Annotated in this window: 22 protein-coding genes and 1 other RNA gene; 16 read left to right on the top strand and 7 right to left on the bottom strand. The window is 38.2% G+C overall.

The features are described 5' to 3' along the window. Positions 1–322 precede the first annotated feature (322 nt). Positions 323–503, top strand: a non-coding RNA gene (ssrS, locus tag ABXG98_RS10220) — 6S RNA. A 312-nt stretch (positions 504–815) separates the two neighbouring features. Here ssrS and ABXG98_RS10215 read toward each other — a convergent pair. Then, on the bottom strand, positions 816–2693 hold the full coding sequence (locus ABXG98_RS10215; RefSeq protein WP_353538571.1) for a methyl-accepting chemotaxis protein: 1878 nt from the start codon (positions 2691–2693) through the stop codon (positions 816–818). 280 nt (positions 2694–2973) lie between these two features. Here ABXG98_RS10215 and ABXG98_RS10210 point away from each other — a divergent pair, with 280 nt between their 5' ends. The 8 genes from ABXG98_RS10210 to lysA all read left to right on the top strand — a co-directional run bounded on the left by ABXG98_RS10210 (position 2974) and on the right by lysA (position 11281). Beyond that, entirely contained in the window at positions 2974–4032 is a 1059-nt protein-coding gene (locus ABXG98_RS10210; protein ID WP_353538570.1) for a GGDEF domain-containing protein, read from the top strand. 249 nt (positions 4033–4281) lie between these two features. After that, positions 4282–5469: a methionine adenosyltransferase gene (metK, locus tag ABXG98_RS10205; protein WP_353538569.1), complete on the top strand. Its 1188-nt coding sequence runs from the start codon at positions 4282–4284 to the stop codon at positions 5467–5469. Between the two features lie 192 nt (positions 5470–5661). Continuing rightward, the gene (gene rsmE / locus ABXG98_RS10200; RefSeq protein ID WP_353538568.1) at positions 5662–6408 is read left to right on the top strand and encodes a 16S rRNA (uracil(1498)-N(3))-methyltransferase; all 747 of its coding nucleotides are present in this window, start codon (positions 5662–5664) and stop codon (positions 6406–6408) included. A gap of 144 nt (positions 6409–6552) precedes the next feature. Next, positions 6553–7521, top strand: a complete 969-nt coding sequence (gshB, locus tag ABXG98_RS10195; protein WP_353538567.1) for a glutathione synthase — start codon at positions 6553–6555, stop codon at positions 7519–7521. Between the two features lie 21 nt (positions 7522–7542). After that, positions 7543–8214: a YqgE/AlgH family protein gene (locus ABXG98_RS10190; RefSeq protein WP_353538566.1), complete on the top strand. Its 672-nt coding sequence runs from the start codon at positions 7543–7545 to the stop codon at positions 8212–8214. 20 nt (positions 8215–8234) lie between these two features. Continuing rightward, a complete protein-coding gene (gene ruvX / locus ABXG98_RS10185) occupies positions 8235–8678 on the top strand; it encodes a Holliday junction resolvase RuvX (RefSeq protein ID WP_353538565.1) in 444 nt (147 codons plus the stop codon). A 32-nt stretch (positions 8679–8710) separates the two neighbouring features. Beyond that, positions 8711–9676 (top strand): AEC family transporter, encoded by a 966-nt coding sequence (locus tag ABXG98_RS10180; RefSeq protein ID WP_353538564.1) that lies wholly within the window; start codon positions 8711–8713, stop codon positions 9674–9676. A gap of 342 nt (positions 9677–10018) precedes the next feature. Next, positions 10019–11281: a diaminopimelate decarboxylase gene (gene lysA, locus ABXG98_RS10175; RefSeq protein WP_353538563.1), complete on the top strand. Its 1263-nt coding sequence runs from the start codon at positions 10019–10021 to the stop codon at positions 11279–11281. 10 nt (positions 11282–11291) lie between these two features. Here the strand turns inward: lysA and ABXG98_RS10170 are convergent, their stop codons facing one another. From ABXG98_RS10170 to ABXG98_RS10160, 3 genes are read right to left on the bottom strand one after another with little or no spacing between them, the layout of a single operon-like run. Further along, positions 11292–11951, bottom strand: coding sequence for a DsbA family oxidoreductase (locus ABXG98_RS10170; protein ID WP_353538562.1), 660 nt, complete (start codon positions 11949–11951; stop codon positions 11292–11294). A 55-nt stretch (positions 11952–12006) separates the two neighbouring features. Then, positions 12007–12351 carry a rhodanese-like domain-containing protein gene (locus ABXG98_RS10165; RefSeq protein WP_353538561.1) on the bottom strand — a complete coding sequence of 115 codons (345 nt, stop codon included), beginning with the start codon at positions 12349–12351 and terminating at the stop codon, positions 12007–12009. Positions 12352–12385: 34 nt separating this feature from the next. Continuing rightward, on the bottom strand, positions 12386–12592 hold the full coding sequence (locus ABXG98_RS10160) for a YgaP family membrane protein (protein ID WP_353538560.1): 207 nt from the start codon (positions 12590–12592) through the stop codon (positions 12386–12388). Between the two features lie 152 nt (positions 12593–12744). On the opposite strand from ABXG98_RS10160, the gene ABXG98_RS10155 reads away from it, so the two are divergent. The 4 genes from ABXG98_RS10155 to ABXG98_RS10140 all read left to right on the top strand — a co-directional run bounded on the left by ABXG98_RS10155 (position 12745) and on the right by ABXG98_RS10140 (position 18840). Further along, positions 12745–13059, top strand: a complete 315-nt coding sequence (locus ABXG98_RS10155) for an ArsR/SmtB family transcription factor (RefSeq protein ID WP_353538559.1) — start codon at positions 12745–12747, stop codon at positions 13057–13059. Positions 13060–13133: 74 nt separating this feature from the next. Then, positions 13134–16550, top strand: coding sequence for an efflux RND transporter permease subunit (locus tag ABXG98_RS10150; RefSeq protein WP_353538558.1), 3417 nt, complete (start codon positions 13134–13136; stop codon positions 16548–16550). Beyond that, on the top strand, positions 16547–17641 hold the full coding sequence (locus tag ABXG98_RS10145; protein WP_353538557.1) for an efflux RND transporter periplasmic adaptor subunit: 1095 nt from the start codon (positions 16547–16549) through the stop codon (positions 17639–17641). Before ABXG98_RS10150 ends, ABXG98_RS10145 begins: the two co-directional genes overlap by 4 nt. Positions 17642–17739: 98 nt before the next feature. Beyond that, positions 17740–18840 carry a methyl-accepting chemotaxis protein gene (locus ABXG98_RS10140; RefSeq protein WP_353538556.1) on the top strand — a complete coding sequence of 367 codons (1101 nt, stop codon included), beginning with the start codon at positions 17740–17742 and terminating at the stop codon, positions 18838–18840. 148 nt (positions 18841–18988) lie between these two features. Here the strand turns inward: ABXG98_RS10140 and ABXG98_RS10135 are convergent, their stop codons facing one another. Next, complete coding sequence (locus ABXG98_RS10135) at positions 18989–20845, bottom strand: sensor domain-containing diguanylate cyclase (RefSeq protein WP_353538555.1); 1857 nt, start codon at positions 20843–20845, stop codon at positions 18989–18991. Between the two features lie 545 nt (positions 20846–21390). On the opposite strand from ABXG98_RS10135, the gene ettA reads away from it, so the two are divergent. The 3 genes from ettA (at position 21391) to ABXG98_RS10120 (ending at position 24103) form a co-directional block, all read left to right on the top strand. After that, on the top strand, positions 21391–23064 hold the full coding sequence (ettA, locus tag ABXG98_RS10130) for an energy-dependent translational throttle protein EttA (RefSeq protein WP_353538554.1): 1674 nt from the start codon (positions 21391–21393) through the stop codon (positions 23062–23064). A gap of 122 nt (positions 23065–23186) precedes the next feature. Next, positions 23187–23549: a PilZ domain-containing protein gene (locus ABXG98_RS10125; RefSeq protein WP_353538553.1), complete on the top strand. Its 363-nt coding sequence runs from the start codon at positions 23187–23189 to the stop codon at positions 23547–23549. Positions 23550–23605: 56 nt separating this feature from the next. Next, entirely contained in the window at positions 23606–24103 is a 498-nt protein-coding gene (locus tag ABXG98_RS10120; protein WP_353538552.1) for a glycine cleavage system transcriptional repressor, read from the top strand. Positions 24104–24164: 61 nt separating this feature from the next. On the opposite strand, the gene phoR is transcribed toward ABXG98_RS10120, so the two are convergent. Together phoR and phoB are read right to left on the bottom strand one after the other, a co-directional pair. After that, on the bottom strand, positions 24165–25208 hold the full coding sequence (phoR, locus tag ABXG98_RS10115) for a phosphate regulon sensor histidine kinase PhoR (protein ID WP_353538551.1): 1044 nt from the start codon (positions 25206–25208) through the stop codon (positions 24165–24167). Between the two features lie 70 nt (positions 25209–25278). After that, positions 25279–26004, bottom strand: coding sequence for a phosphate regulon transcriptional regulator PhoB (gene phoB / locus ABXG98_RS10110; RefSeq protein ID WP_353538550.1), 726 nt, complete (start codon positions 26002–26004; stop codon positions 25279–25281). Positions 26005–26148 lie beyond the last annotated feature (144 nt).

The raw sequence follows: 26148 nt of genomic DNA, 5'->3' as shown, positions 1-26148 counted from the left end.
GCTTCATTTTAAAACGTTAAGTTAGCTAATAGTCATTAAATGAATGTAGATAACTTATCAAAACAGCCAGTTGATTGAGCTTTTTGCCTCACCTCCTTGGAACTGGAGCGCATTGTAGAGATTTTATTGGTAAGGTCAACACTTATTTTAAAACTTTTATTTGTTCGGTTGAAATACAGACATAATGAGCAATAATCATCATTATTGCTCATTATGTATCTTGTTTGGGCAGGCTAAGTATAGAAGTAGTTATTTATTAAGCAAACAAATCAAACCAGTTAAAAAAACTTATTACTGCCTAAAGTTTTACGCTATAATCATAGTTCTTCTGGGGTGTTTGTATGTAACTATGTCCCTGAGCCGATAAGTTTTACCTTAGGATGTTGACTATTAGCTATTGTGCAAGCCCGGCTCGTATCGGGAAGCCTACGGTTAAAATGATACTTCCGCCCTGAACACACGGTGTTCAGGACTACGGTCTACTGCGGCACCTTGGAAGAACCTTTATTAATAATACATCATGACTATCAATCTATAAACACGACACTTCCGCGCTATCCTCAAGAAAGCACACGATGTACCGGACTACGGTCTACTGCGGCACCTTGGAAGAACCTTTCTTAATAATCTATCATGACTACCAATCTATAAACACGACACTTCCGCGCTAACCTTAAACAATGCACAGTGTTCAGGACTAAAGTTTAGTGCCCATATTGAAAGAACCTTCGCTTATATTCTCTAGCTTAATCTTAAAACTGATAATAGTGAATTTTAGCATTTAATACGGCTACTTAGCTTTGTTGATTTATCTATCAATAAGTAAACTTACCGGTTAACCTTTTAAGATCTTCTGCCTTATTAGATGCGATCCCTGCACTATCAGCAATTACTTCTGCTGTTTCTTTACTACTACAAACTTCAATTGCTACTTGCTCTAAGCTTTTAGTTGTATCAGATATTGTTGTGCTCATTTGATCAATAGCGGCCGCGATCATTGCAGTGTGATCACTGGCTTTTTCGGTATTCGCTTTTAAGCTATCAATCACCCCTCTCGCTTTGATGCCTTGTTCTACACCATGCAAAACCGCTTGTTGTCCTTGACTCATGATATTACTTGCACTTTGACTTAACTTTTGAATGGCAACTACTGTATCTGTAATCTTAGTCGTTGCTAATACTGTTTTAGAGGCTAAGGTTCTTACTTCATCAGCAACAACAGCAAACCCTCTCCCCGCTTCGCCCGCTCTTGCTGCTTCAATCGCAGCATTAAGTGCCAACAAATTTGTTTGCGCCGCAACTTCATCTATAACATCAACAACATTGCCAATGTCCTTAGCACTATCCCCAAGCGCTTGAACAATGTCAGTGGCTTCATTCACGACTTTCAAAACTTGGTTAATGGCTTCTTCAGTTTGGTGCATTAGCTGTGCGCCCTGATTACCGGCCTGTGATGTTTCTGAAGCAGCACGATGTAATTCGTTTGTCGTGCGTGCCACTTCATTCGCTGTAACACTCATTTGCTCTGATGCTGATGCTAATTGTGTGGTTTGCTCGGTAATTTCTTCATTATTTTTTGCTAGCAATACTGTAGAATTCGACAAATCAGTGGCAATATTTGTCATTTCCTGACTAGCATTATCCGTTTGTTTAACTAGGTGTTGTAAGTTTTTTGCCATGTTATTCACCGACTCGATTAACTGCGCAAACTCATCATGTTTATTTGAAAAACGCGTGATGACGTAGGAAAAATCTCCTGATGAAATTCTCCCAAGTACCTTAATTGTTTCTATTAGCCCTCTATTGATGCTTCGGCCTGTCCATATTAATAGTATGATTATCACTGAAGCAGTGACAACGGCGGAAATAAGTTGGATCAAACGTGCATTAAATGTAGCCATATTTGAGGTGGCGATCGATTCTGGCAAAATTTGCTCTACTATAAATTCACTCGCTACTTGTGCCTCATGTTCGAGCGCAGGCAACAGTTTCATCAACATGATTTCTTGTTTTTGCATCAAGAGATGCTGTTCAAAAGCATGATTAAAGTTTGCTTTATAATTATCTATCGCTGGTAACATTTCAGAAAAATCTAACTCCGTTACTAACGCGTTAAGTACTTCAATTGCAGCTTTGAATCCTGCCTGATCAGTAAGTGAGTTATTCGTAAAGTGCTCTTTTTCAATGTACATTACCCGTCGCATTTGTTGTTCCATTTGGGCAAAACCAGACACTTGCGCTACCGCTAATTGCGCACTTTTATTTAATTGTGCTAATAAACCCGAATTTTCATCAACACCAAGCTTGCGCTTTATATTAATCCAGACAATCATTTCTTCATTATATTGGTTGAGCAAATAGGCTAGCTGGTTAACATATTGCTTCAATTGTTCTGAGTCTGATGAATTTTCAATACGTTTTAAGGCTTGTTGTTGAGTTTCAGCGAATTCTTGCAAAGCTTGTTCAAATGAATCGATTTGCTGGTAAGCCAGTTTTGTTCGCCTTAAAGAAAGTGAAAAAGCCCCTATTTGTGAGTCGCCAATTATGCGCGCAACACTTTGTGTTTTGGCAACTTTGGCCGAAGTTTCATTTAATTGATTTAACGCGCTAAATGCTATAACACCCTGAAATACGAATCCAATTGTTGCAACAATAACGACTAAAATGAATTTTTGCTTTATTGATAGTGACACAGATACTCTCCGGTTTATTAATTATTATTGGAGAAAGAAGATGGCACTTAGTTAGGTTACCTAACACTCTATACTTGTAATAGAAACTAACTTGGCTCATCGCTAGCTTCACTCTACCCACTAAAAACTAGGTTATAAATACGTAATTGCACTTATATATGCTAAGGGTTTACACTTAGAGGCTATACTTAAAGTATTACCCAAACAACTCAACTTTATATTAGTTTGATTGTTCCGATTGTTTTGTACTAAGTAACATCTCAGCAACAAGGTTATAATTTTGAAAAAACAATTTGCACTCAAAAACCAAGATGATACAGAGTTTGTTCAACCTAACGTAATCCACCTTTTTTCATTGGTGGGTATGTTTATTACGTTGGTAATGGGAATTATTGAGTTGTTCAATGAACATACAATGTTAGCTTCTATTCTATTCGTGGCGAGTTTTGTCTATTTTCTTGGTTATTTTGCTTTTACTCGGTTAAATAATTCTGCTTTAAGCGCTGCAATTATTCTGTATTCTCTATACCTGTTAATGTTTTATCTTGTTTATTCAGGAGGCGTTGAAAATACTGGCCCCTTATGGATTTTTATGGTTGCACCTGTGTCTGTGTTTATACATGGATTGAAGCGTGGTCTGATTGATATCGCAGGGTTTCTTATTATTATCTCCCTAATCATGTTTTTTCCAATAGAGATAATGGATCATGCGGTGTATAGCATAGAATTTAAATTACGATTAATATATTCTTTTTTAACTGTCACTTTCTTATCGGCCTTATATGAGTACTCCCGTGAGAAGTCGTATTTACACACTGTCGAGTTAAGTAAAAAATACCGACAACTTGCCAACCTTGACCCGTTAACCCAACTATCAAACCGCCGTGACGCTCTGAATATTTTAAAGCGAGAACAAGTAAGAATGAAACGAAACAAAGAGCCCTTATCGGTAATTTTATGTGACATAGATTTTTTCAAAAAGATCAATGATCATTACGGGCATAATGCTGGTGATACAGTGTTAGTTGAGCTCGCTAAGCTATTTAAACACAGCATTAGAGAGCAAGATTGCGTCGCCCGATGGGGCGGTGAAGAGTTTTTATTTATTTTACCTCAAACAACAGCTGAAAATGCCAATATTATAGCTGAAAAAATTCAAGAAAACATTCATGAGTTTGCTGTACCTATTGAAGGAGAAGAAGTCAGCATCACCGTCAGTATGGGCATAGAGCAACTGGATAGGAGTAAAAATATTGATAATGTAATCAATAGTGCGGATAAATACTTATACCAAGCAAAAGATGCGGGTAGAAATCAGATTTTCCCTAAACATAAGTAGTGGAGTCGTAAGATTCGATTTTTACCTGCCACCACGTTTGATTTTACTATTATGACTCTGGGTTGTAGATACTCAAGCCATTTAGACGTCTAGGCGTAAAAATGCTAGAAAAGTATTACATATCAGAGTAGAATCTGCTTATTGCTATTGTACTAATGTCAATTTTTGATATTTTACCGCTGATTTTTTAAATAAATCATTGTTATAAAAGCAGATATTTAACGTTAAAATTCAAATTGCTGAGGATTTATGTCTAAACATTTTTTTACTTCTGAGTCTGTTTCTGAAGGTCACCCAGATAAAATTGCCGATCAAATTTCTGATGCGGTTTTAGATGCGATTATTGCAAAAGACAAATTTGCCCGTGTGGCATGTGAAACCATGGTCAAAACGGGTGTAGCCATTATTTCTGGTGAAGTAAGTACTGACGCTTGGGTTGATTTAGAAACCATTACACGTAATGTTATTAGTGATATTGGATACACTTCTTCTGATGTCGGTTTTGATGGTGAAACTTGTGGCATTATGAATTTAATTGGCCAGCAATCACCCGAAATTGCTCAAGGTGTTGACCGTTCTAAACCAGAAGATCAAGGGGCTGGCGATCAAGGATTAATGTTTGGTTATGCGACTAATGAAACCGAAACCTTAATGCCTGCACCACTATATTACGCCCACCGCTTAGTTGAGCGCCAAGCTGAAGCACGAAAATCAGGTGTACTTCCGTGGTTACGACCTGACGCCAAATCACAAGTTACCTTTGTTTATGAAAATGATAAACCCGTAGCCATAGATACAGTGGTACTTTCAACTCAACATAACCCTGATATAAAGCAAGATGATCTTGTTAATGCGGTAATGGAAAACATTATTAAGCATGTGTTACCAGAAGCGCTTTTAACAAAAGAAACTAAATACTTTATAAATCCTACCGGTCGTTTTGTCATTGGTGGTCCTGTAGGTGATTGTGGATTAACCGGCAGAAAAATCATTGTTGATACCTATGGTGGTATGGCTAGGCATGGCGGTGGCGCATTCTCGGGCAAAGATCCATCGAAAGTTGATCGTAGTGCTGCTTATGCCGGTCGTTATGTTGCTAAAAACATTGTCGCTGCTGGTATTGCTGATCGTTGTGAAATTCAAGTTTCATACGCAATAGGTGTAGCTGAACCAACTTCAATCTCTATTGATACGTTTGGCACGGGTAAGGTAAGCGAAGCTCGATTAGTCGAGCTGGTGCGTGAGCATTTTGATTTACGCCCATTTGGCATAACCAAAATGTTAGATTTACTCCACCCGATGTACCAACAAACGGCAGCTTATGGTCACTTTGGTCGTGACCCTTTTGAAATGACGGTAGGTGACGATACTTTCACCGCATTTAGTTGGGAAAAAACAGACAAAGCTGACGAATTACGTAAAGCTGCTGGCATCTAAACCCTACGCTTTAATAGCACCTTATAGGTGCAAACGTTAAGACAATTCGTATATAACCAGCACTTATCTATTAGGTTGCTGGTTTTTTTATCCTAATCACAACCAATTAGTTTTCTGCTAACATTGTTTTTTGCCACTTCTACCCTTATCTTCTAAGTATTGACAACAAACACTTAGCTTATAAATAAAAACATGTCTAAAACACGGATTTACCAAAATAGTGACTTGATTATAAATGAAACCATGAAATTATCTGATGATGCTTTTGGTCATATCATTAGGGTGTTACGTTTAGTTGAAGGCGATATTGTTACTCTGTTCAATGGTAATAGCCCTTACCAATACACTGCTAGGTTAGTTGATGTTAAAAAGAAACAAGCCAGTGTTGAGATAATAAATAAAACACAGGTAGCAAATGAATCACCGCTAAATATTCATTTGGGGCAAGGAATTTCACGCGGAGATCGCATGGACTATACCTTGCAAAAATCAGTTGAACTTGGGGTAAACAAAATTACCCCCTTATTTACCGAACGTTGCGGTGTAAAATTGTCTGGAGATCGTTTGGTCAAAAAACGTGAACAATGGCAAAAAATTGTCATTAGTGCTTGTGAACAAAGTGGCCGTTGTATCGTACCTGAAGTAACAGAGCCTCTGCTGCTTCAAGACTGGTTAGCACAAGAGACTGAGGCATTAAAAGTAAACTTACACCCAAAAGCTATGCATTCTATTATGACATTCCCAATGGCTGCAGAAATCGCTCAACAGCGGGTTAGATTGCTCATCGGCCCTGAAGGCGGGTTAAGTCAGACAGAAATAGCGCAAGCCAATCAGGCTAATTTTCAAGAGGTATTATTGGGTCCAAGAGTGCTTAGAACTGAAACTGCCGCACTGACGGCAATCACGGCATTACAGTGTCGCTTTGGCGACTTAGCATAACGTTATTGCAATGTTATTAAATCTGCTTTTAAACAAAGCCCTGTGGTAAGAATCATCTCGGTGTTTTTTTAGTATTTGAAACAGCCTTAATTCAACTACCGAGCCAGATAATATGAAGATAAAAATTTAACGATAGGAACAAAAATGACTGCAGCACCATCTAAAAAAATCAAACTCGGCATTGTGATGGATCCAATATCGCAGGTTAAAGTAACTAAAGATTCCTCTATGGCAATGATGTTTGAAGCCCAAAAGCGAGGCTATGAAATCTATTACATGGAAATGAAAGATTTGTATCTTGATCGAGGTCAAGCACGTGCTAGTACCCAAAAGTTATCGGTATTTGATGATACTAAACATTGGTATGAACTATCAGATCAACAAGATATTGCGTTGCATGAACTCGATGCCATTTTAATGCGAAAAGATCCTCCGTTTGATACCGAGTATATTTATGCTACTTATATACTTGAACGGGCTGAAGTTGAAGGAACGCTGATCGTTAACAAACCACAAAGTCTCCGTGATTGTAATGAAAAGTTATTTACTGCTTGGTTTGCCGATCTCACGCCACGTACTTTAGTCACCAGAAACGATGCGCAAATTCGTGCTTTTCATCAAGAACTAAAAGATATTATTATTAAGCCGCTCGATGGCATGGGAGGCTCTTCTATATTTCGCATCAAGGAACATGATGCCAATGTTGGCGTTATTATAGAAACACTAACTAACCTTGGCCAACAATATGCCATGGTACAAGCTTACATGCCGGAAATAGTTGATGGTGATAAACGAATTCTCATTGTCAACGGCGAACCCATGCCCTATTGTTTAGCTCGCATTCCGGCAACTGGAGAAACACGCGGTAACTTAGCGGCAGGAGGTCGAGGTGAAGCACGGCCATTGAGTCCAAGTGACAAGCTAATTGCTGATACCATTGCCCCTGAGTTAAAGAAACGTGGCTTATACTTTGTTGGTTTGGATATTATTGGCGATAAAGTAACAGAGATTAACGTAACGAGCCCTACTTGCATACGTGAAATCGAAGCCGCTTACCCAATTAATATCAGTGGTAAGTTAATGGATGCCATAGAAGAAAATATCAGACAGTAACCGTCAATATAAGGTACATAAATGCAAAGTTTAGAGAACCAATTTTTAATTGCTATGCCTTCACTAGGCGATGATTATTTTAATAAAACTGTCACTTATATCTGTGAGCATAATGACGATGGCGCTATGGGCCTGATAATTAACATGCCGGTCAACATCACATTGCATGACTTGTTGAAGCAAATAGAAGACAACGATAAAGAAGAATCCACACATATGGCGAGTGAACAACCGGGCGATGATGACACAGAGCAACACCTCGAGCACTCAAACACGATGCAACCTAGCGATACGGATATGATAGTAGAAAAGTTCTATCGCGATAATAGTTTAGAACAATTAGTATTATCAGGTGGCCCAATAGCTCAAAATCGTGGCTTTGTTTTACATCGCACACAAGCCGGTTGGAAAAGCTCACTAGCCTTGAGTGAGGATATTATGATCACCACCTCAAAAGATATTTTAATGGCACTGGGTACTGAAAATGCCCCTAAACAATTTATGGTCACACTTGGCTATGCAGGCTGGGGGCCCGGCCAACTAGAAGCCGAATTAAAGGCAAATTCATGGTTAACCATTGATGCTGACAGCGATATTCTATTTAACACCCCCATCGAGCAACGTTGGCAAAAAGCAACTGAAAAACTCGGTATCGATATCGCCCATTTATCTTCGGATGTTGGGCATGCGTAAACAATATCGAGACAATTGTCATGGCAAATAAAAACACACCAGTTGGTCAACGCACTATCATAGGCTTTGATTTTGGAAAAAAATTTATCGGCGTTGCTGTCGGGCAAGAAGTCACTGGCAATGCTTCTCCGCTTGGCTCAATCAAAGCAAACGATGGCATACCTCATTGGGACACGCTTGCTCGTTATTTAGAAGAATGGCAACCTGATTTCATTATAATTGGTTTACCACTTAATATGGATGGTAGTGAACAACAACTGACTAAGGATGCAAGAAAATTTGGCAATCGAATTGCTGGCCGTTTTGGTATAAAAGTTGAATTTCAAGATGAACGTTTAACCACCGCAGATGCCAAAGCACAGTTATTTTCCCGCGGGGGCTTTAAAAATTTAAAAAAAGATAACATTGATGCTGAGTCTGCTCGGCTAATTATTGAAAGCTATTTGGAGCAAAGTTATCAGTAACGACTCTCGTCAACATCAATCAAACTAGCCAAATGAACATATTTTCAATAATTTCTCCTTTAATACTGGTGGCTTTACTTGGCTTTATTTGTACAAAGAGCCGATGGCTCACCAGAGAGCAACTCGACGCATTAAGTAAATTTACCTTTTCAGTCAGTATTCCTGCTTTCTTGTTTTACCAAATGGCTAAAGCTGAATTCAGCGAGCAAGTAAGCCTTGAATTATTTGCTGCTTTTTATTGTCCAGTATTAATCTGTTATTTTATTGCTTACCTCATTAATTATTTTTTTTATAAAAGTGACCAATGTTATAAAGACGGCACCAGTGCTATACAAAATAGTGCTGCTTCGGCAGTGTTTGCGTTAGGTGCTAGTTACTCTAATAATATCATTGTGGGTTTGCCATTATTATTAGCCGCTTTAGGAGAACAGGTGATTGGTGTTATTTTTCTCATTGTTACTTTTCATAGCGCGCTACTTTTTGCAATAACAAGTAGCATCTGCGCTAAATCAACATCTAAACATAATGCAATTCCATTTAACTATTTCAGTTTCACAAAGCAAACTCTTAATAATCCACTCATTATTAGTATCTTGTTAGGTTTAGGTGTCAATGTGTTAGGAGTGACCTTGCCCGATTCATTGCAAGCGGGCTTAGTGCTAATTGCAAAACCTGCTATTGCTTTAGCACTTTATATTTTGGGTGCATCACTTGCTTTTTACCAGGTTCGCCAAGAACTCTCTTTTATCAGTATCTCCTGCTTAGTAAAATTAATCTTGCTGCCAAGCCTAGTATTCGTTGCTAGTCGTTATATTTTCGAGCTTGAATCCTTTGTTGTCACTGTTTTAGTGATGTTAAGTGCTTGCCCTACAGGCGTAAATGCATATTTGATCGCAGCAAACCATCAAAAACATCAACAGACAGTCGCCGGCTCTATTGTAGTAAGCACACTTATTAGCATTGTAACTCTCCCATTATGGTTGCACTTTTTACTATAACAATGACATTCTCTGCGTGAACAATAAATATCGCTTTGTTTTGACGTTAGTGCTCACAACGATAAGGTTTTTTTGACAAATAAGGCTAGCTCGCTCGAACTGAGCGATTACTTTGATCGCCATATTAAAACCACCTTAAATTTTGATGCCATAACTGCCTTGAAAAACAGCGCTGACAGTCAAAAGTTTATAGCCAAGCTACTTCAAAATGCAGAATGAGCTTACTATCTTGGGTTATCATTAAGTTTAATAAAGTATTAGCTGTAATATTCTGAATAAGTAATAATGTGAACCAAGTTTTTACTCGTTTTCCATGAAAACGACCTTATTAAAGATAATCACATGAGCACACAAAAGCATTTCCCTTATGTAAATAATAAAATGTTTGCTGAAAAGGTTGACTTAAGTAATATTGCCCACCATGTTGGTACGCCTTTTTATTGTTATTCAAATACCGCCATTCGACAGAACTTTCAAGCCTATGAGCACGCTTTTTCATCGCAAGACACGCTAATTTGCTATGCTGTTAAAGCCAATGGTAATCAAGCTGTGCTCTCTACCCTAGCCAAAATAGGGTCAGGTGCTGATGTGGTGTCTATGGGAGAAATCTTACGCGCCCGTGCCGCTGGTATTCCAGCGGAAAAAATAGTGTATTCTGGTGTCGCCAAAGCAGAAGTTGAAATTGAATACGCATTAAATGAAGGCATTTTTCAATTCAATGTTGAATCAGAGCCAGAACTTGAGCTAATTAGTCAGGTTGCAAAGCGATTAGATAAAGTGGCTGCTATTGCTATTAGAATTAACCCTGACGTCTGCGCTAACACACATGCTAAAATTTCAACAGGAAAATCTGAAAACAAATTTGGTGTGCCTATTAGTAAAGCTCGACTTGCATATAAGCAAGCCGCATCATTACCTAATATTAAAGTGCAAGGGGTTGATGTACATATTGGTTCACAACTGACCGAGCTTGCACCATTTCAAGAAGCTTATCAGCGTATTGCCCAATTAATCGTTGAGCTTAGATCGGACGGTCATGATATCAGTGTTGTAGATATAGGTGGCGGGCTAGGTATCACTTATCTCGATGAATCCATTCCAAGCAAACAAGCTTATGCAGATGTGGCGCAAGCACAATTAAGCCATTTAGGTTGTAAAATTGTTATCGAGCCGGGGCGCTCATTATTAGGCAATGCAGGGGTCTTAGTTTCTAGTGTTGTTTTTGTAAAAACCGGAGAAGAACGACAATTTTTGATACTTGATGTTGGTATGAATGATTTAGTTCGACCGAGTATGTACGATGCTTATCATGAAATCCTCGCCGTAGATAACTCAAGCACAGAACTTAAAACCTATGATGTTGTCGGTCCAGTTTGCGAAACAGGTGATACATTTGCTAAAGCACGAACCGTGAAAGAGTCCAAATCTGGTGATCTTATTGCCATTATGAGCTGTGGTGCATACGGCGCGGTAATGTCATCAACCTACAATACACGCATGCTAGCTCCCGAGGTGATGGTCAAAGAGAATGAGTTTGCCATCATTCGTCAGCGCCCAAGTTATGAAGCAGTGATCAATGCTGATAACGTACCAAGCTGGGTTTGATAAAAAAAACTTAACACCAACTAGCTTCATCCGCTGGTTGGCGAAGCTGCTCTTCGATATTAGCCAATAGCACTCGATAACCAACATTACCATACAGTATCTGCCGCCCATTATCGATAATATACGTCGGGCTTCCTTTTAACCCGAGGGACCTTGCCTGCTGATAATTTTGCATTAAACTTGCCATCGCACTACCGTCACTAATGGCTTCAGTTATCCTTTGACGGTCTAAACCCATGGTTTGGGTAATAGTTAATAATGTGTCTAAATGGCTAATATCTATAGCTTCAATAAAAAATGCTTGTCTAAATTTTAATGCTAAATCTGTACTATGCTGGCTTGAATAGGCTAATTCAATTGCTTTTAACACTAAATGAGGGTTAGCAGAAGACGTTGGACGGGTTTTAGACCAGATATCTGTATTGACAGGGGCATCTTGATAGCTTGCTGCTGATTCTTGCACATGCTGAGCAAAACCCTGAAAACCATCACGATCTCGCCATTGTGTAGGTATTTTGTTGGTTGCATCACCAAACACATCAAGATAATGATATTTGAGTGCTATTTGATCACCAAGTTGTGTGTTTAACTCATCAATTCGACGTTGCGCAATCCATGCCCAAACGCATAAAATATCACTATAGTAATCAACCCTTAATGGTAAATTCATAACTGGTACTCTATTGATAATACTGTACTGTATTTAATGATATCACTACTATTTATTAACACACACAGCAAACATCATCAATCATGCTGGTTATTACCCAGACATTTTGGTAGCCAACTCGTTTTAATTGCTCTGCAGCAAAGGTTGCTCTTGCCCCTGTGGCACAATGAATAAAAATAGCCAAATTTTCATCTGGATATTTTTGTAACATAGTCATCTCAAGTAAACCACGCGGAATGTTAATTGTATTGCTGCCAGACTTTTGTGCAAACTCTTCAGGCTCTCTAACATCAATCATAATACCATTTTTATGCTTACATTTTTCAACCGCATCTATAGCAGAAATTGTGTTGAGTGATTGTCTCGCCTGAGCTATCACTTCAGGGATTGTTTTTAACATAGTTACTCCTTAATAAATTAGTGTTAGCAAACAACTAACGGCATTGCGCACTACTGTCTTTTAAACCTAATTTTTTCAAAATTGTCATCATTAAACACCATTTTGTTAATGACGATTGTAATAAGTTCACACCTATAAAAGCCGTTAACCACATCCAGTTTGGTGAATGAAACTGGGTAAGAACTAGCGAAACCAAAATCATAGCGCCTGCAATCAAACGAAGTGCTTCATTTACTGTCATAGTTTTCTCCTCATAATATTAAAACTTACTTAAGAACACAATATTAGCATATACTAATTTATATTTTTCTTATTTACATTATATTAGCCTTTACTAAATTAAAGTACAATAGTAGAATCAAATAAAATTAAATAACAAAAACTGGCTTTAAGATGGCTTCAGATCAAACAAAATTATTAGAAAATGCTCAACAAGTTGCGACTATTTTAAAACAACTGGCGAACCCTTATCGGTTGATGATTTTGTGTAGCATCGCTACGGGTGAACTAACTGTTGGCGACTTAAATGAACAAGTGGACTTATCACAATCAGCACTGTCTCAACATTTAGCAAAATTACGCGAAAGTGAAATCGTCACAACCAGACGCGAGTCACAAACTATTTATTATCGGATTGCCAACCCCAAAATTAGATACCTTTTAGAGGTTTTACAGCAACAATTTTGTGAGGATATTGGCAACAATTAGAAAACAAAAGGCAATTTAGCTGCCTAGTCAAGCATTTTTAACAAGGCAAACAAACACCACTAAGCTGACCAATTATGCACACTCAAAATAATTATACTTCTCAATTACTCAGTCGCGTTTTAGCAAGTAAAATACCTTTTATTATGTTAATCCTATCAATGTTTGCTGGCATGGCAGCATTGCACTTCACCCCACGCGAAGAAGAGCCTCAAATTGTAGTGCCAATGATAGATGTTGTTGTTACTGCGCCTGGTATAAGTGTTTCACAAGTTGAACGACTAGTTACGACCCCTTTAGAGAAGTTATTAACACAAGTGAGTGGTGTTGAGCATGTCTACTCCGTGACACATAACAGTCAAGCCGTAGTGACCTTAAGGTTTCATGTTGGTGAAAACCGTGAGCGAGCACTGCTTAATACCTACAATAAACTCTATTCTAATACCGATAAAATTCCTAACATTGTCAGTAATTGGCGTGTACAACCTATTGAAGTGGATGATGTGCCTATTGTGATGCTGGGTTTATGGAGTAGTGATAGCAATGCTGTTGATGACTATAGTTTACGGCGCTTAGCTGAGGAGGTATCCACCTTCTTACAAGCCATTGACAATACTAGTGAAGTAAATATTATTGGCGGTCGCTCAAGAGAAATTCAAGTTAATTTAGATCCCGAACAGTTGACTGCAAGAAAAATTGCCATTGGCGATATACTCACCGCCATTCGGGCTTCAAACACATTGCAGCACCATGGCAATTTAGCATTAGAAAACCAGTCTTTTCGCTTTGAGAGCGGTGATGTCATTCGAGATATTGAAACGTTAAAAGCAACACCAATAAGCGTGATAGATGGAAGTGTGGTGCTACTAAACGATATTGCCAGTATTGTTGATGGCCCTAGTGAGCAACTCAACTATACTTGGATTGATTTTGCCAATGACCATCAACAAGCGCTATATTCACAAACGCCTGGCAATATAAATAATGGTGATTATCCGGCTGTCACCATTAGTGTAGCCAAACAACGTGGCAGTAATGCGGTGACGGTAGCTCAAGCAGTACACGACAAAATGGCTCAGCTACAACAATCCATATTTCCACATGGTGTCCATGTTGAAATATTGCGTGATTACGGTGAAACAGCCAATGAAAAAGTAAACAACCTCACCACCAGCTTGGCATTTGCCGTATTTACTGTAGTGGTCTTTATTGCCGTTTTCTTAGGTTGGCGCTCTGCTATTGTCGTTGGCCTAGCTGTACCGGTATGTTATGGCATAACATTATCACTAGACCTAATTTTTGGTTATACCATTAACCGAGTCACTCTGTTCGCCTTAATTCTAGCATTAGGTTTATTAGTCGATGACCCAATAACTGGTGTGGATAACATTGAGCGATATCTAAAAAAGATAAAAGGCAAAACCACAAAAAAAGAGCTCAACGGTGCAATTGTTCATGCTATAAATGAAATTCGCGTGCCGTTATTAATGTCAACATTAACCATAGTATTAGCCTTCGTACCACTCGCCTATATCACTGGTATGATGGGCCCTTATATGGCGCCAATGGCCTTTAACGTTCCCTTGAGTGTTATTAGTTCAACACTTGTTGCTTTTCTAATTACACCTTGGCTAGCAGCGAAATTTATCAAAGCAAAACCTCATCAGCAAATAAATAATACTAATACCGCAGAACAAGGGTTTAGTGTCTTTTACCGTCGCTTGCTAACACCGCTGTTAAACAGCCGTAAAAAAGGTAAGTTAGTACTCTGGCTAGTACTAGTATTGTTTGTAATAGCCGCCCTATTACCTGTGCTGCGTTTGGTTCCACTTAAATTGTTACCTTTTGACAACAAAAATGAAATACAAATTATTGTCAATATGCCAGAAAACGCGACCTTAGAGCAAACAGCTGCTATGGCGAAAAGCATTTCTGTTAAAGTGCAACAATTCCCAGAAATAAAAGCGATTTCTGCCTATGTTGGCACCCCTTCTCCAATAGACTTTAATGGCATGGTGAGACAATATTATCAACGCCTATCGCCAAATATGGCTGACTTGCGCATTATCCTATACGACAAAACCCAGCGACAGCATCAATCTCACGCCATAGTTTTAAGGTTAAGAGAGCAGCTCAAATCACTAAATAACCCAGAACAAGGTATTAATATCAAGGTGGTTGAAGTGCCACCCGGCCCACCAGTACTCAGCACCTTAGTTACTGAACTTTATGGCGATGAATTTACGCAATACAGTGAACTACAACAAGCTGCTAACATTGTTATGCAGCGATTAACACAAGAGCCGCATGTAGTAGAAGTGGATTCAACGGTGGGTGATATTCAGCACAATTTGCGCTTTGTTACCGATAAAACTAAAGCGGCATTGTCAGGTGTTTCAACACAAAATATCAATCAAACACTAGCGGTAGCCAATGCTGGAAGAGTTGGCGGTTACATGCATATAGCCAACGAAGCCTCGCCATTAGCAATTAATGTCAAAATCCCACTTGAACAGCGCGAAACCCTCGCTGATTTTTACAGGTTAACGCTCAAAGGGCAAAGCTCAATGTTACAAAAGAGTACGGCTCAAGGGATAGATATTGCCCCTCAATCTATAGTATCCCTTGGTGAATTAGGGCGGTTTGAGCACACTACTAGTGATCAACCCATTTTCCATAAAGACTTAAAGTCTGTGGTATATGTAACTGCTGATCTTTCAGGTAGAACGCCTGCAGCTGTAATTGCCGATATTAACAGCGATCTTCAGTACAAAACGGCTCCTGAGAAAATATTAACTACTGAGCAAACAAAACAGTGGCAAAGCCGAACTTTCTTGAATAGTGGCGGTGGTAACAACTGGGAATTGCCTGAAAATATACACTTATCATGGAGTGGTGAAGGCGAGTGGCGCATCACTATTCGTGTATTTCGAGATATGGGTATTGCCTTCGCTTTTGCATTAACCGCTATCTATTTTGTACTTCGCATTCAAACAGGGTCAGCAGCACTATCAGCTATTATCATGTCGGCTATCCCGCTGACAGTGATTGGTATAATGCCAGGCTTTTTTATGCTTAATCAATTAGGGGAACGTGAAATAGCTAATGCACCTGACCCCGTACTATTTACCGCCACAGCGATGATAGGCATGATAGCACTGGCCGGTATTGTCGTACGAAACTCGCTTATTTTAATCGAGTTTATTACCCAAGCACGTAAACAAGGCAGCCCTATCAAAGAGGCGCTAATACAGGCAGGAGCCGTGCGCATGCGCCCAGTTTTATTAACTGCTGGCACTACGTTATTAGGTAACTTAATTATTACCTTAGATCCTGTTTTCAGCGGTTTAGCAATAGCGATTATATTCGGTATTATTTCATCCACTATCTTCACTCTCTTGGTTGTACCTATTGTCTACTTATTAGTTTTTGAGAATAAAAGTGCTGACACTAAAACAACTAAACACATGCATTTAACAGAGGAAGCATTATGACACACAACGATGCAAAACAAGGTACTGCACAAAAACTAATCATACCGCTTATAGCCTTAGCCCTCTTGTTGTTAATGGTTGCTTGGCTTGCTGGTTATTTTAATGAGAAAATATCCCCTGTAACCAAAGAGGATTTACAGCAAAAATACAATATGGCGGTTATTGATAAAACAGACAGTTATACTGTAAATGCCAGTAAAGTACCTATTTTTGAGTCTGTTGCCGCAAGTATTGAAGCAAAACAAGCCACCATTATTTCTTCCAGAATTTTAGCTCGTATAGACAATATTCACGTCAGAGCCGGAGACACAGTTAAGCAAGGCGATCTATTAATTCAACTCGAGCAAGGTGATTTAAAATCACAAGTATTACAAGCCAAACAAAATGTGAATGCCTTACGTGCTCGGCAGAATGAGGCTAAACAGAACCTTGAACGCTCAAAAACACTTATGAAAAAATTGTTGATTTCTGAATTTGAGCTAGACAAGAAGCGCGCTGACTATCAAAGCATTAATGCAGAGTTAACGGCAGCAAAACAAGCGCTCTCTCAAAACACCACAAGGTTACAATATGCCAACTTGCTTGCCCCCATCAATGGCATTATTGTCAACCGTTTTGCTGAGCCAGGTGATACCGCTCAACCAGGCACCAAACTACTCTCTTTGTACAACCCTTTATCCTTGAGAGTTGAGGCACAGGTAAGAGAGCGTTTAGCATTAACACTCAAAATCGGCCAATCAATTACGGTTGAACTACCTAGCCTTAATAAAACCCTAGTTGGGCAAATAGAAGAAATAGTCCCCGCAGCAAACACTGGCTCTAGAAGCTTTTTAATCAAAACACGCATTAGCGCCAATGAAAATTTACTATCAGGCATGTATGCCCGTTTGCTAATCCCCGCAGGAGAGCAACAGCAACTCTTGATACCCATCAACAAAGTTGCTCAAGTGGGTCAATTAGATTTTGTCTGGCTAAATGTCAATGGTGAAGCGCAGCGTCGCTTTGTTAGGTTAGGAAAAGTTCAACAAAACAACATGGTTAGTGTGATTTCAGGGTTAATGCCTGGTGATGAACTAATGCCCCAAAAATGACGCCATAATTCACATTTGTATAATAAAAAGCTTTAGTTATACTTAGCAACTCGTTACGATAATAAATTAATATTTCATAAAGCAAAGGTGTTAATTATATGTTTGGTTTTCCTAGTAAAGAAGAATTCTCAGCTCTGCAAAAAGAAAATAGTCAACTTAAAGAACAACTCTCATCATTAGAAAGTAAAGTTGCCAATACCAACCATGAAAGTCAGCAACTCGCGCAAGATATGGCAAACAATACCGAGCGCTACCAGCATCAAGGAGAAATCAATAATTTATGGTTAGACTCTGGTACTTTAATAAACGATATTCGTGAAGAACTTGCCGCTTCCTCTAATATACTTATCGATCATCGTGACGAATTTCAATCTTCAGAAGCATTATTCAATGAAATTCTTTCAATGCTAACCACTACAATTATTGCTACAACAAAAATTAGTAAAGACAGCCAAAATGCTTCCACTTCTGTTGATAACTTGAAATCAGCCACTGCTGGTATTAACGACTTTGTTAATATCATCAAAGGTATTTCGGATCAAACTAACTTGTTGGCCCTTAATGCAGCTATTGAAGCGGCAAGAGCAGGTGAGCAAGGGCGCGGATTTGCTGTTGTTGCTGATGAAGTTAGAACGTTGGCGCAACGCTCGGCTGAAGCATCAAATGAAATTTCAAACTTGATTGAACAAGTAAATCAGCAAATGGAACAAGTCATTGGTGGAATTCATGAAGTTGGGGAAAACAGTAGCGAAATAACACAAAGCACAAGCAATATAGAAACAACTGCCAAGAGCATAGTCAATACTTCTAAAAAGATGTATGCAGTAATAACAAACTCTACTGCCGATGCATATTTACAGACGGTGAAAATGGATCATGTCGTTTGGAAGTTGGAGGTTTATAAGGTCATTGTTGGTGAATCTACTCAAAATATCGACGATTTTTCTAATCATAAAAATTGTCGACTAGGCCAATGGTACTTTCAAGGTGAAGGTGCTGAAAAGTATTCAAAATTTAAAGCTTTTAAGCAACTTGATTCACCCCATGAACAAGTACATAAATATGGTATAAGCGCGTTAAAAGCAGCAAAAACGGGTAATATGACTCAGGCGATTAAAGATTTAACGACCATGGAACATGCTAGCACCGATGTAATCAACTTATTAACTGCACTAGCGCATCAAATAAACAAAAGTTAACCTCCATAAACGCTAGTTTTATTTATCATGCAAAAGATGCTTAGCGTTTTTTGCATGAAATAAAGGTTAAATCTTTTAGTTTGAACTTATGGCTCTGATCGTATCTTAAAGTGGTATGTACAAAAACACTTTAAAGTCTGTTTTTCAACTAGTTAACTGTTTTTATCTCTGTACTATTTCTTCCATGTTCTTTAACATGATAAAGGCAAACATCCGCAATGGATAACCACGCTTCTAATTCTTTAGCATAACTTGCGTTACCAAAGGCAACTCCGATAGAAGCAGTTAACTTAAACGTATTATCTAAATCACATTTAAAACAGAAGTTCTCGATTTTATTACGTAACTCTTCACATCTCACTTTAGCTTCATCAAAGCTACTGCATTGGGAAACTATCACAAACTCTTCACCACCAAACCGAGCGACTACATCAGAATCACGCTTGAACAAAGATGAGATTATTTGTCCTAGCGTTTTTAAACAGTAGTCGCCAAATAAGTGGCCATATTTATCATTAATAACCTTAAAGTGATCGATATCTAAAATGATAAACATCATTTTAGAATTATTACGCGTTAACACAGCTTGAATTAAAGAGAAGTTTTTTTCAAAATAACGTCGGTTGTTAAGACCTGTTAAAGTATCAGTATTGGCTAAGTTTTCTAACGAGTTATTCGCTTGAGTTAATTTATCAGTTTGTTCTCTAACTTTGTTTTCTAATTCCACTTGATGACTTAATATGGCCTGCCGACTTATTTTTAATTCCTGGTAGAGTTCCTCTATTTCGATAGGTGTATCATATGGAATCGTAGTTGGATAAGGCCTCGTATCATCTTTTGATAATTCTCGCATTACAAACGCTAAAGGGCGATTGATTGTATGGGCAAAAAGCTTAGCTAAAAATCCAGCTAAAAATAGAATGATAAATAACGCTAAAAATATCAATAAGTATAAGCGCTCTGTTATATTTAAAAGCACGTCATGCTCAATTAATGAATAAATCTTCCACCCTGATTCTAATTCTTTTTCTTTATATAAATAATTCTTTTTCCCCGTATTGGGAGTATTTAATGTAATTAAGCTATGTTCCTGATGTAACAAGTCGACTTGGTAGTCCAATTTGGTCAAGGTATCAAACCCAAAAACTTGTGACCCATAAATTATGCTATCATTGTTGTCTGTAACAATAATTTTAATATCACTATTGTCATGGCCTTTTTTATGATAGAAACCAAACTCACCAACATTTAATGAACCTTCTACAATTCCCACAGGTTTACTCGTATTATTTTTAGCATAAATGGGGGCACTTATTGCCACTATGGGCGCATTTCCAAACCCTCTTCCCTGAAATATAGGAGACACATTTAATTGTTTTTTGTTCATGGTATTTATAAAGTAAGGGCGATCCTTTACGGAGTATTGATTTAATTTTAAATTTGGTAGCATGCTTTTTGGCGATGCCTGTTTAATGATCCCATGTTCAGATGCAATAAACATAGTAATAAACCCTGGATATAAACTGTGTAGTCTTGATAATATTTCATCATTACTTTCAGGGTGTTGTGTGAATGATATTTGGTCAGCTAAACTTTGAATAGCAATTCGGTGTTCATTAATATAACTATTTCCGATACTAGCAATATAAGCATTGCTAATATTTAATTCATTTTTAATATTACTTCTTTGTAGGTCTACAAAGCGTGTGCTTAGAAAAAGAGAAGCACCAACCGCTATAAAGACAGAAATACTCCAAAAATAATAGAATAACCACTTTGGTAAACTTTTATTGAGTTTAGGTTGGTAAAACCCTTTATTTTGCACATAAAAATCCAAGGTAAACATTATGATACATGCAAAAGACGTATAGAGTACCGCATTGATACCTTGTTTAAAAATTGTAAATAAAACGTAGCCTTGTGCATAATCAAGGTGAATTAGCACTAATATGGCGGTTAAAGGCATACCAATTATCAACCAATACAATAAGCCGGCTGAAAGCACATACCAACCACGGGCGCGTAATATTGAGATAAAGAGGGCTTCAAGACCAAACGTTATAAAACCATTGGGATGCCCCCAATAAAAATAAAGAGGTATAACGGTAATTAACGCACAAACAAAGGTAAAACTTGGCCTAAGTAAGGAAGCCGCTATAATGTAAGCTGCATTTCCAAGGACGAGTGATATGTTAAATGCTAAGGAAACGGGAAAAAAGTTCACTAACGCCCCAACAACACCCAATACTACAGCAAGAAAAAATTGCTTTTGATTTGAAGATAGCTTTTTTTTAAACAGAATACTTGACATATGTTATTAAAAGTCCGGTGATTTATACCTGCAGTCAACCCAATAATTAGTATACGATATATTTTAAAGCAAGAATGTCGCTTTTAAACAATAATTACAACCTTTTTCCTCTGCCTTTCATCAAGCAATAACATGGTTTTATAAGATGCTTAACTTTTGATCACAAATGATATTTGCTAACCCTGCGGCTTTTACCTAAAATATCGACCATTCTATTTTTGCAAGCAAAAGGCTAAGTCATGGCACTTCCTGATAAATTTATATTTTCGATGAACCGCGTTAGCAAAGTGGTTCCACCAAAACGCACCATTTTAAAAAACATATCTCTTTCCTTTTTTCCCGGCGCTAAAATTGGTGTACTAGGTCTAAATGGCGCAGGCAAGTCAACTTTGCTGAGGATTATGGCGGGTATTGATAAAGAATTTGAAGGTGAAGCAAATGCACTCTCAGGTACCAAAATTGGTTATTTACCCCAAGAGCCTCAGCTTGATGAAAATAAAACCGTACGTGAAGTGGTAGAAGAAGCAGTATCAACCGTAAAAAATGCACTCAAACGTTTAGATGAAGTTTATAACGAGTATGCCGAAGAAGGTGCTGACTTTGATGCACTGGCAAAAGAGCAAGGTCAACTAGAAGATATTATTAATACCCAAGATGGTCATAATATTGATAATGTACTCGAACGAGCTGCCGATGCATTGCGCCTACCAGCTTGGGAACAAAAAATATCGGTACTCAGTGGTGGTGAACGTCGCCGCGTGGCCTTATGTCACTTATTATTACAAAAACCAGATATGTTATTGCTGGATGAGCCAACTAACCATTTAGATGCTGAATCTGTTGCCTGGTTAGAGCGTTTCTTACATGACTACCCTGGCACTGTAGTTGCGATAACCCATGATAGATACTTCCTTGATAACGTAGCTGGCTGGATTTTAGAACTTGATAGAGGTGAAGGTATTCCATGGGAAGGCAATTACTCCTCATGGCTTGAGCAAAAAGATACACGTTTAGCGCAAGAAAGTAAAAGTGAAAACGCCTTACAAAAAACCATTAAACAAGAGTTAGAGTGGGTTCGTTCTAACCCAAAAGCACGACAAGCTAAAAGTAAAGCACGTATGGCGCGATTTGAAGAACTAAGCAGCCAAGAAAATCAAAAACGAAATGAAACTAATGAGCTTTACATACCACCTGGACCACGTTTAGGTGATAAAGTTTTAGAAGTAAATAACGTAAGCAAATCATTTGATGGGCGATTATTAATTGATGATTTAAGCTTTTCAATACCTAAAGGGGCTATTGTTGGTATTATAGGCGCGAATGGTGCAGGTAAATCGACGTTATTTAAAATGATGTCAGGGGCTGAGAAACAAGATGCCGGCACCATAGAGCTAGGCGAAACAGTTCAGCTTGCTAGTGTAGATCAATTTAGAGATGATATGGATGAAAACAATACCGTATATCAGGAAATCTCTGAAGGTCACGATATTTTAGAAATAGGCACCTACCAAATACCGAGCCGTGCGTATTGTTCTCGTTTTAATTTTAAAGGTAACGATCAACAAAAATTCATCAAAGATTTATCTGGTGGTGAACGCAATCGTGTTCATTTAGCCAAACTAGTAAAAACCGGCGGTAATTTATTATTACTCGATGAACCAACCAACGATTTAGACGTGGAAACGTTACGCGCACTTGAAGAAGCAATTTTAGAGTTTCCAGGTTGCGCTATGGTCATTTCTCATGATCGCTGGTTTTTAGACAGAATTGCCACTCATATTTTAGATTACCGAGATGAAGGTCAGATTAACTTCTTCGAAGGTAACTTTACTGACTATGAAGCTTGGCTGAAAAAAACCTATGGTGCGGCAGCTATCGAGCCTCATAGAATAAAGTATAAAAAAATAGGCTAAGAAATTTACCAAGTCTTTACCCTTAACACCAGGCACTTAAAACTTCTATATTGATTTTTTAAGTGCCTTTTTTTTAAAAGACAGCTATGCTAAAGCTATGATGCATAGAGAAGAAAGATTATATGGAAAATAGACGCCATTTTACCCGAATATTATTTTCAATTAACGCCGAGTTAAATCTTGAAGGTAAGATCTATCCTGTGTCTATACATGATATTTCTCTCAATGGTGCATTAGTGACGGCAATATCTGCAGAGCAGTCATTTAAAGATAAGCGCGGTACTTTAACCTTCTTTTTAACTGACAACGTATCGCAGGTCACTATGGATATTATTGTGGTGCACCAAAAAGGAGATGAAACAGGCTTAAAGTGTGACGCAATTGATATCGATAGTGTTAGCCACTTACGTCGATTAATTGAGCTTAATCTCGGTGATAGCGAACAGTTCGATAAAGAACTAAGCCAACTTACACGAACCCGTTAAAATTATTACTTAGTAAACTTTTTATTCTTCGAAAACTCCGTATTAAAGGATCCCCTATGAATCACATCGTAATTTCATGTATTGGCCCAGATAAAACTGGCATTGTTGATACCTTATCTAAAATCATTAATGAACACCAAGGTAACTGGCAGGTAAGTAGCTTGCATCACTTATCTGATTTTTTTGCGGGAGTTATTGAAGTTGCTGTAGATGAGACTAACACCCAATCATTAATCACAGCACTTAGTCATATAGAGGGTTTAAAATGCCAAATAGAGTTAGCTACTAAGCATACTGACAAAGCGAGTACCAACTTAGCACTAGAGCTTACAGCCAATGATAGAGCAGGAATTGTTCAAGAAATAGCTTCGGTTATCAACCATCAAGGCGGTAATTTAATCAAGCTAGTTAGTTCACGGTCTAGCGCTGCACATACCGGTCAACTTATGTTTAACGCTAAGGTACAAATTGCTGTAAATGAAACTGACGTTGATAAATTAATAGGCGCACTAGAGCATATAGCAGATGATCTAATGGTAGATATTACTAGGTAAGCGCGCTATACCTCAATTTACTGGACTCAGCCCACGAAGGCTTTAACGCTTAGAAAGTATCTTAACAAGCTAAGCCTTCATCAAAATAAATCGCAAACTCACTCCCTTTCCCCCACTCGCTATTAATGACTAGCTCCGCCTTATGATGGAGTAATACATGTTTAACAATGGCCAATCCAAGCCCTGAACCGCCAGTATCGCGCGAACGTGATTTATCAATGCGGTAAAAGCGCTCAGTTAAACGATTGACTTGATCGGCTTTAATACCGTAACCATTATCTTTGACACTAAAAATCACTTTATCGCCATTTTTCATCCAGTTAATCTCAATAACCCCATTTTTTGGTGTATAGGCAATAGCATTCGATATCAAGTTAGCGCAAGCACTTTTAAGCTCAGTTTCAATACCAAAAACACCAACCTCTTCAGTAAGATTAGTTCGAATGTGATGTTGCTTTGATTGATTCAGCCACCTAGCATCTTCAACGAGGTTTTCAATAAGTTTTGGCATATCTACTAGCTTCATATCATCGTCATCACGATTGTTTTCAACTTTAGATAAGCTAAGTAATTGCTCGACTAAGCGCTCCATTCGCGATACTTGCCCTTCGATGGTATCAAAAATCTTTTGCCAATGAGGGTTAAATCCATGTTCAGTTTCTTGAATCATTTCCACATACCCCCGAACTACAGTCAGTGGCGTTTTTAATTCATGTGATACATTAGCAACAAACTCGCGACGCATTTTCTTCATTCTATGGTATTTAGAAATTGCTCGTGCCATCAAAAAAACACGTTCGCTACCAAAGGCCATCACAGAAATTTCTAATTGTAATTCATCATTTATCGGGGAAGTAATCAAACAAGGAGACTCAAAATTATCTTGTGATAAATAATCAGAAAAAACCGGATCAACTAGCAGTTGCTCTATCTGCTTACCAACATCATCAGGAAAGCGCATACCCAATAAGCGTTGTGCTTTTTTATTCCCTGACATAATCACTAGTTTAGGTGATAAAATAAGCGCAGCATCGGGTAATGCCTCGATGCCAGAGTGAAAACGAAAATCATGATTATTGATAACGGGTATTTTGGCTGGCATCATTACTTTCTTGTTTACATTAAAATACAACATGAATTAGCTATAAAAATTAGCTAGCTCTAAAGCGTTTCTTTTAGCTTGTTGCTGAGGTTAGTTTATTAACCTTTCCTGTTGATTTTCCTGAAAAGCGATAGCCTGCGCCACGAACCGTTTGAATGAAGTCTTCATGACCAGCTCCTGAAATAGCCTTTCGTAAGCGCCTTATATGAACATCTACGGTTCGGTCTTCAACATACACATTAGTTCCCCAAACGTTATCAAGCAACTGCTCTCTAGAGTATACTCGTTCGGTATGGGTCATAAAAAAATGCAGCAAGCGAAATTCTGTGGGGCCTAAATCAACAGGAACTTCATCAATGGTGACATGATGCGAAACAGGATCTAACTTCAAACCATGAAATTCTACTTTTTCAGCTAATAACGTTGGTGATACCCTTCGAATAACAGCTTTAATACGTGCCACTAGCTCTTTGGGTGAGAAAGGCTTAGTCACATAATCATCAACACCAGCATCTAGCCCTTTTACTTTATCATCTTCATCAGCACGAGCGGTTAACATAATGATAGGGATATTACGGCTATATTCACTTTGCTTTAATTCTTTAGCTAATTTAACGCCGCTGCCACCGGGTAACATCCAATCAAGTAAAATCAAATCAGGATAAGGTTCAACAATTTTTTCCTTAGCTTGTTTTATATCAACTGCCTCAACTGAGTTAAAACCGTTTTGCTCTAATACAAAGGTGATCATTTCCCTAATTGGAGTTTCATCTTCAACAACTAAAATGTAGCCACTCATCGCAACGTCCCAAAATAAATTTACTTAATGTAATATCATAATATTGTGCATGACAAACATGACATAATTATGACAGTTGTTCCAATTATGCCAATAGCACTAATAATTATCATAGCAAATATGTCCCTATGCTAACCAACCGCT

This window comes from Colwellia sp. KU-HH00111 (genome assembly GCF_040362745.1).
GTDB lineage: Bacteria > Pseudomonadota > Gammaproteobacteria > Enterobacterales > Alteromonadaceae > Colwellia.
The sequence above is the reverse complement of the archived record's forward strand: the minus strand, read 5'-3'. Positions and strand labels throughout refer to the sequence as shown.

What these genes read in the sequence shown, in the direction of transcription:
- ABXG98_RS10120 (WP_353538552.1), top strand. Translation starts at nt 23,606, where the DNA reads ATGAATCACATCGTAATTTCATGTATTGGCCCAGATAAAACTGGCATT.
- ABXG98_RS10160 (WP_353538560.1), bottom strand. Translation starts at nt 12,592, where the DNA reads ATGACAGTAAATGAAGCACTTCGTTTGATTGCAGGCGCTATGATTTTG.
- ruvX (WP_353538565.1), top strand. Translation starts at nt 8,235, where the DNA reads ATGGCAAATAAAAACACACCAGTTGGTCAACGCACTATCATAGGCTTT.
- gshB (WP_353538567.1), top strand. Translation starts at nt 6,553, where the DNA reads ATGACTGCAGCACCATCTAAAAAAATCAAACTCGGCATTGTGATGGAT.
- phoB (WP_353538550.1), bottom strand. Translation starts at nt 26,004, where the DNA reads ATGAGTGGCTACATTTTAGTTGTTGAAGATGAAACTCCAATTAGGGAA.
- ABXG98_RS10170 (WP_353538562.1), bottom strand. Translation starts at nt 11,951, where the DNA reads ATGAATTTACCATTAAGGGTTGATTACTATAGTGATATTTTATGCGTT.
- ABXG98_RS10180 (WP_353538564.1), top strand. Translation starts at nt 8,711, where the DNA reads ATGAACATATTTTCAATAATTTCTCCTTTAATACTGGTGGCTTTACTT.
- ABXG98_RS10150 (WP_353538558.1), top strand. Translation starts at nt 13,134, where the DNA reads ATGCACACTCAAAATAATTATACTTCTCAATTACTCAGTCGCGTTTTA.
- ABXG98_RS10145 (WP_353538557.1), top strand. Translation starts at nt 16,547, where the DNA reads ATGACACACAACGATGCAAAACAAGGTACTGCACAAAAACTAATCATA.
- ABXG98_RS10155 (WP_353538559.1), top strand. Translation starts at nt 12,745, where the DNA reads ATGGCTTCAGATCAAACAAAATTATTAGAAAATGCTCAACAAGTTGCG.
- metK (WP_353538569.1), top strand. Translation starts at nt 4,282, where the DNA reads ATGTCTAAACATTTTTTTACTTCTGAGTCTGTTTCTGAAGGTCACCCA.
- rsmE (WP_353538568.1), top strand. Translation starts at nt 5,662, where the DNA reads ATGTCTAAAACACGGATTTACCAAAATAGTGACTTGATTATAAATGAA.
- phoR (WP_353538551.1), bottom strand. Translation starts at nt 25,208, where the DNA reads ATGATGCCAGCCAAAATACCCGTTATCAATAATCATGATTTTCGTTTT.
- ABXG98_RS10140 (WP_353538556.1), top strand. Translation starts at nt 17,740, where the DNA reads ATGTTTGGTTTTCCTAGTAAAGAAGAATTCTCAGCTCTGCAAAAAGAA.
- ABXG98_RS10190 (WP_353538566.1), top strand. Translation starts at nt 7,543, where the DNA reads ATGCAAAGTTTAGAGAACCAATTTTTAATTGCTATGCCTTCACTAGGC.
- ettA (WP_353538554.1), top strand. Translation starts at nt 21,391, where the DNA reads ATGGCACTTCCTGATAAATTTATATTTTCGATGAACCGCGTTAGCAAA.
- ABXG98_RS10125 (WP_353538553.1), top strand. Translation starts at nt 23,187, where the DNA reads ATGGAAAATAGACGCCATTTTACCCGAATATTATTTTCAATTAACGCC.
- lysA (WP_353538563.1), top strand. Translation starts at nt 10,019, where the DNA reads ATGAGCACACAAAAGCATTTCCCTTATGTAAATAATAAAATGTTTGCT.
- ABXG98_RS10165 (WP_353538561.1), bottom strand. Translation starts at nt 12,351, where the DNA reads ATGTTAAAAACAATCCCTGAAGTGATAGCTCAGGCGAGACAATCACTC.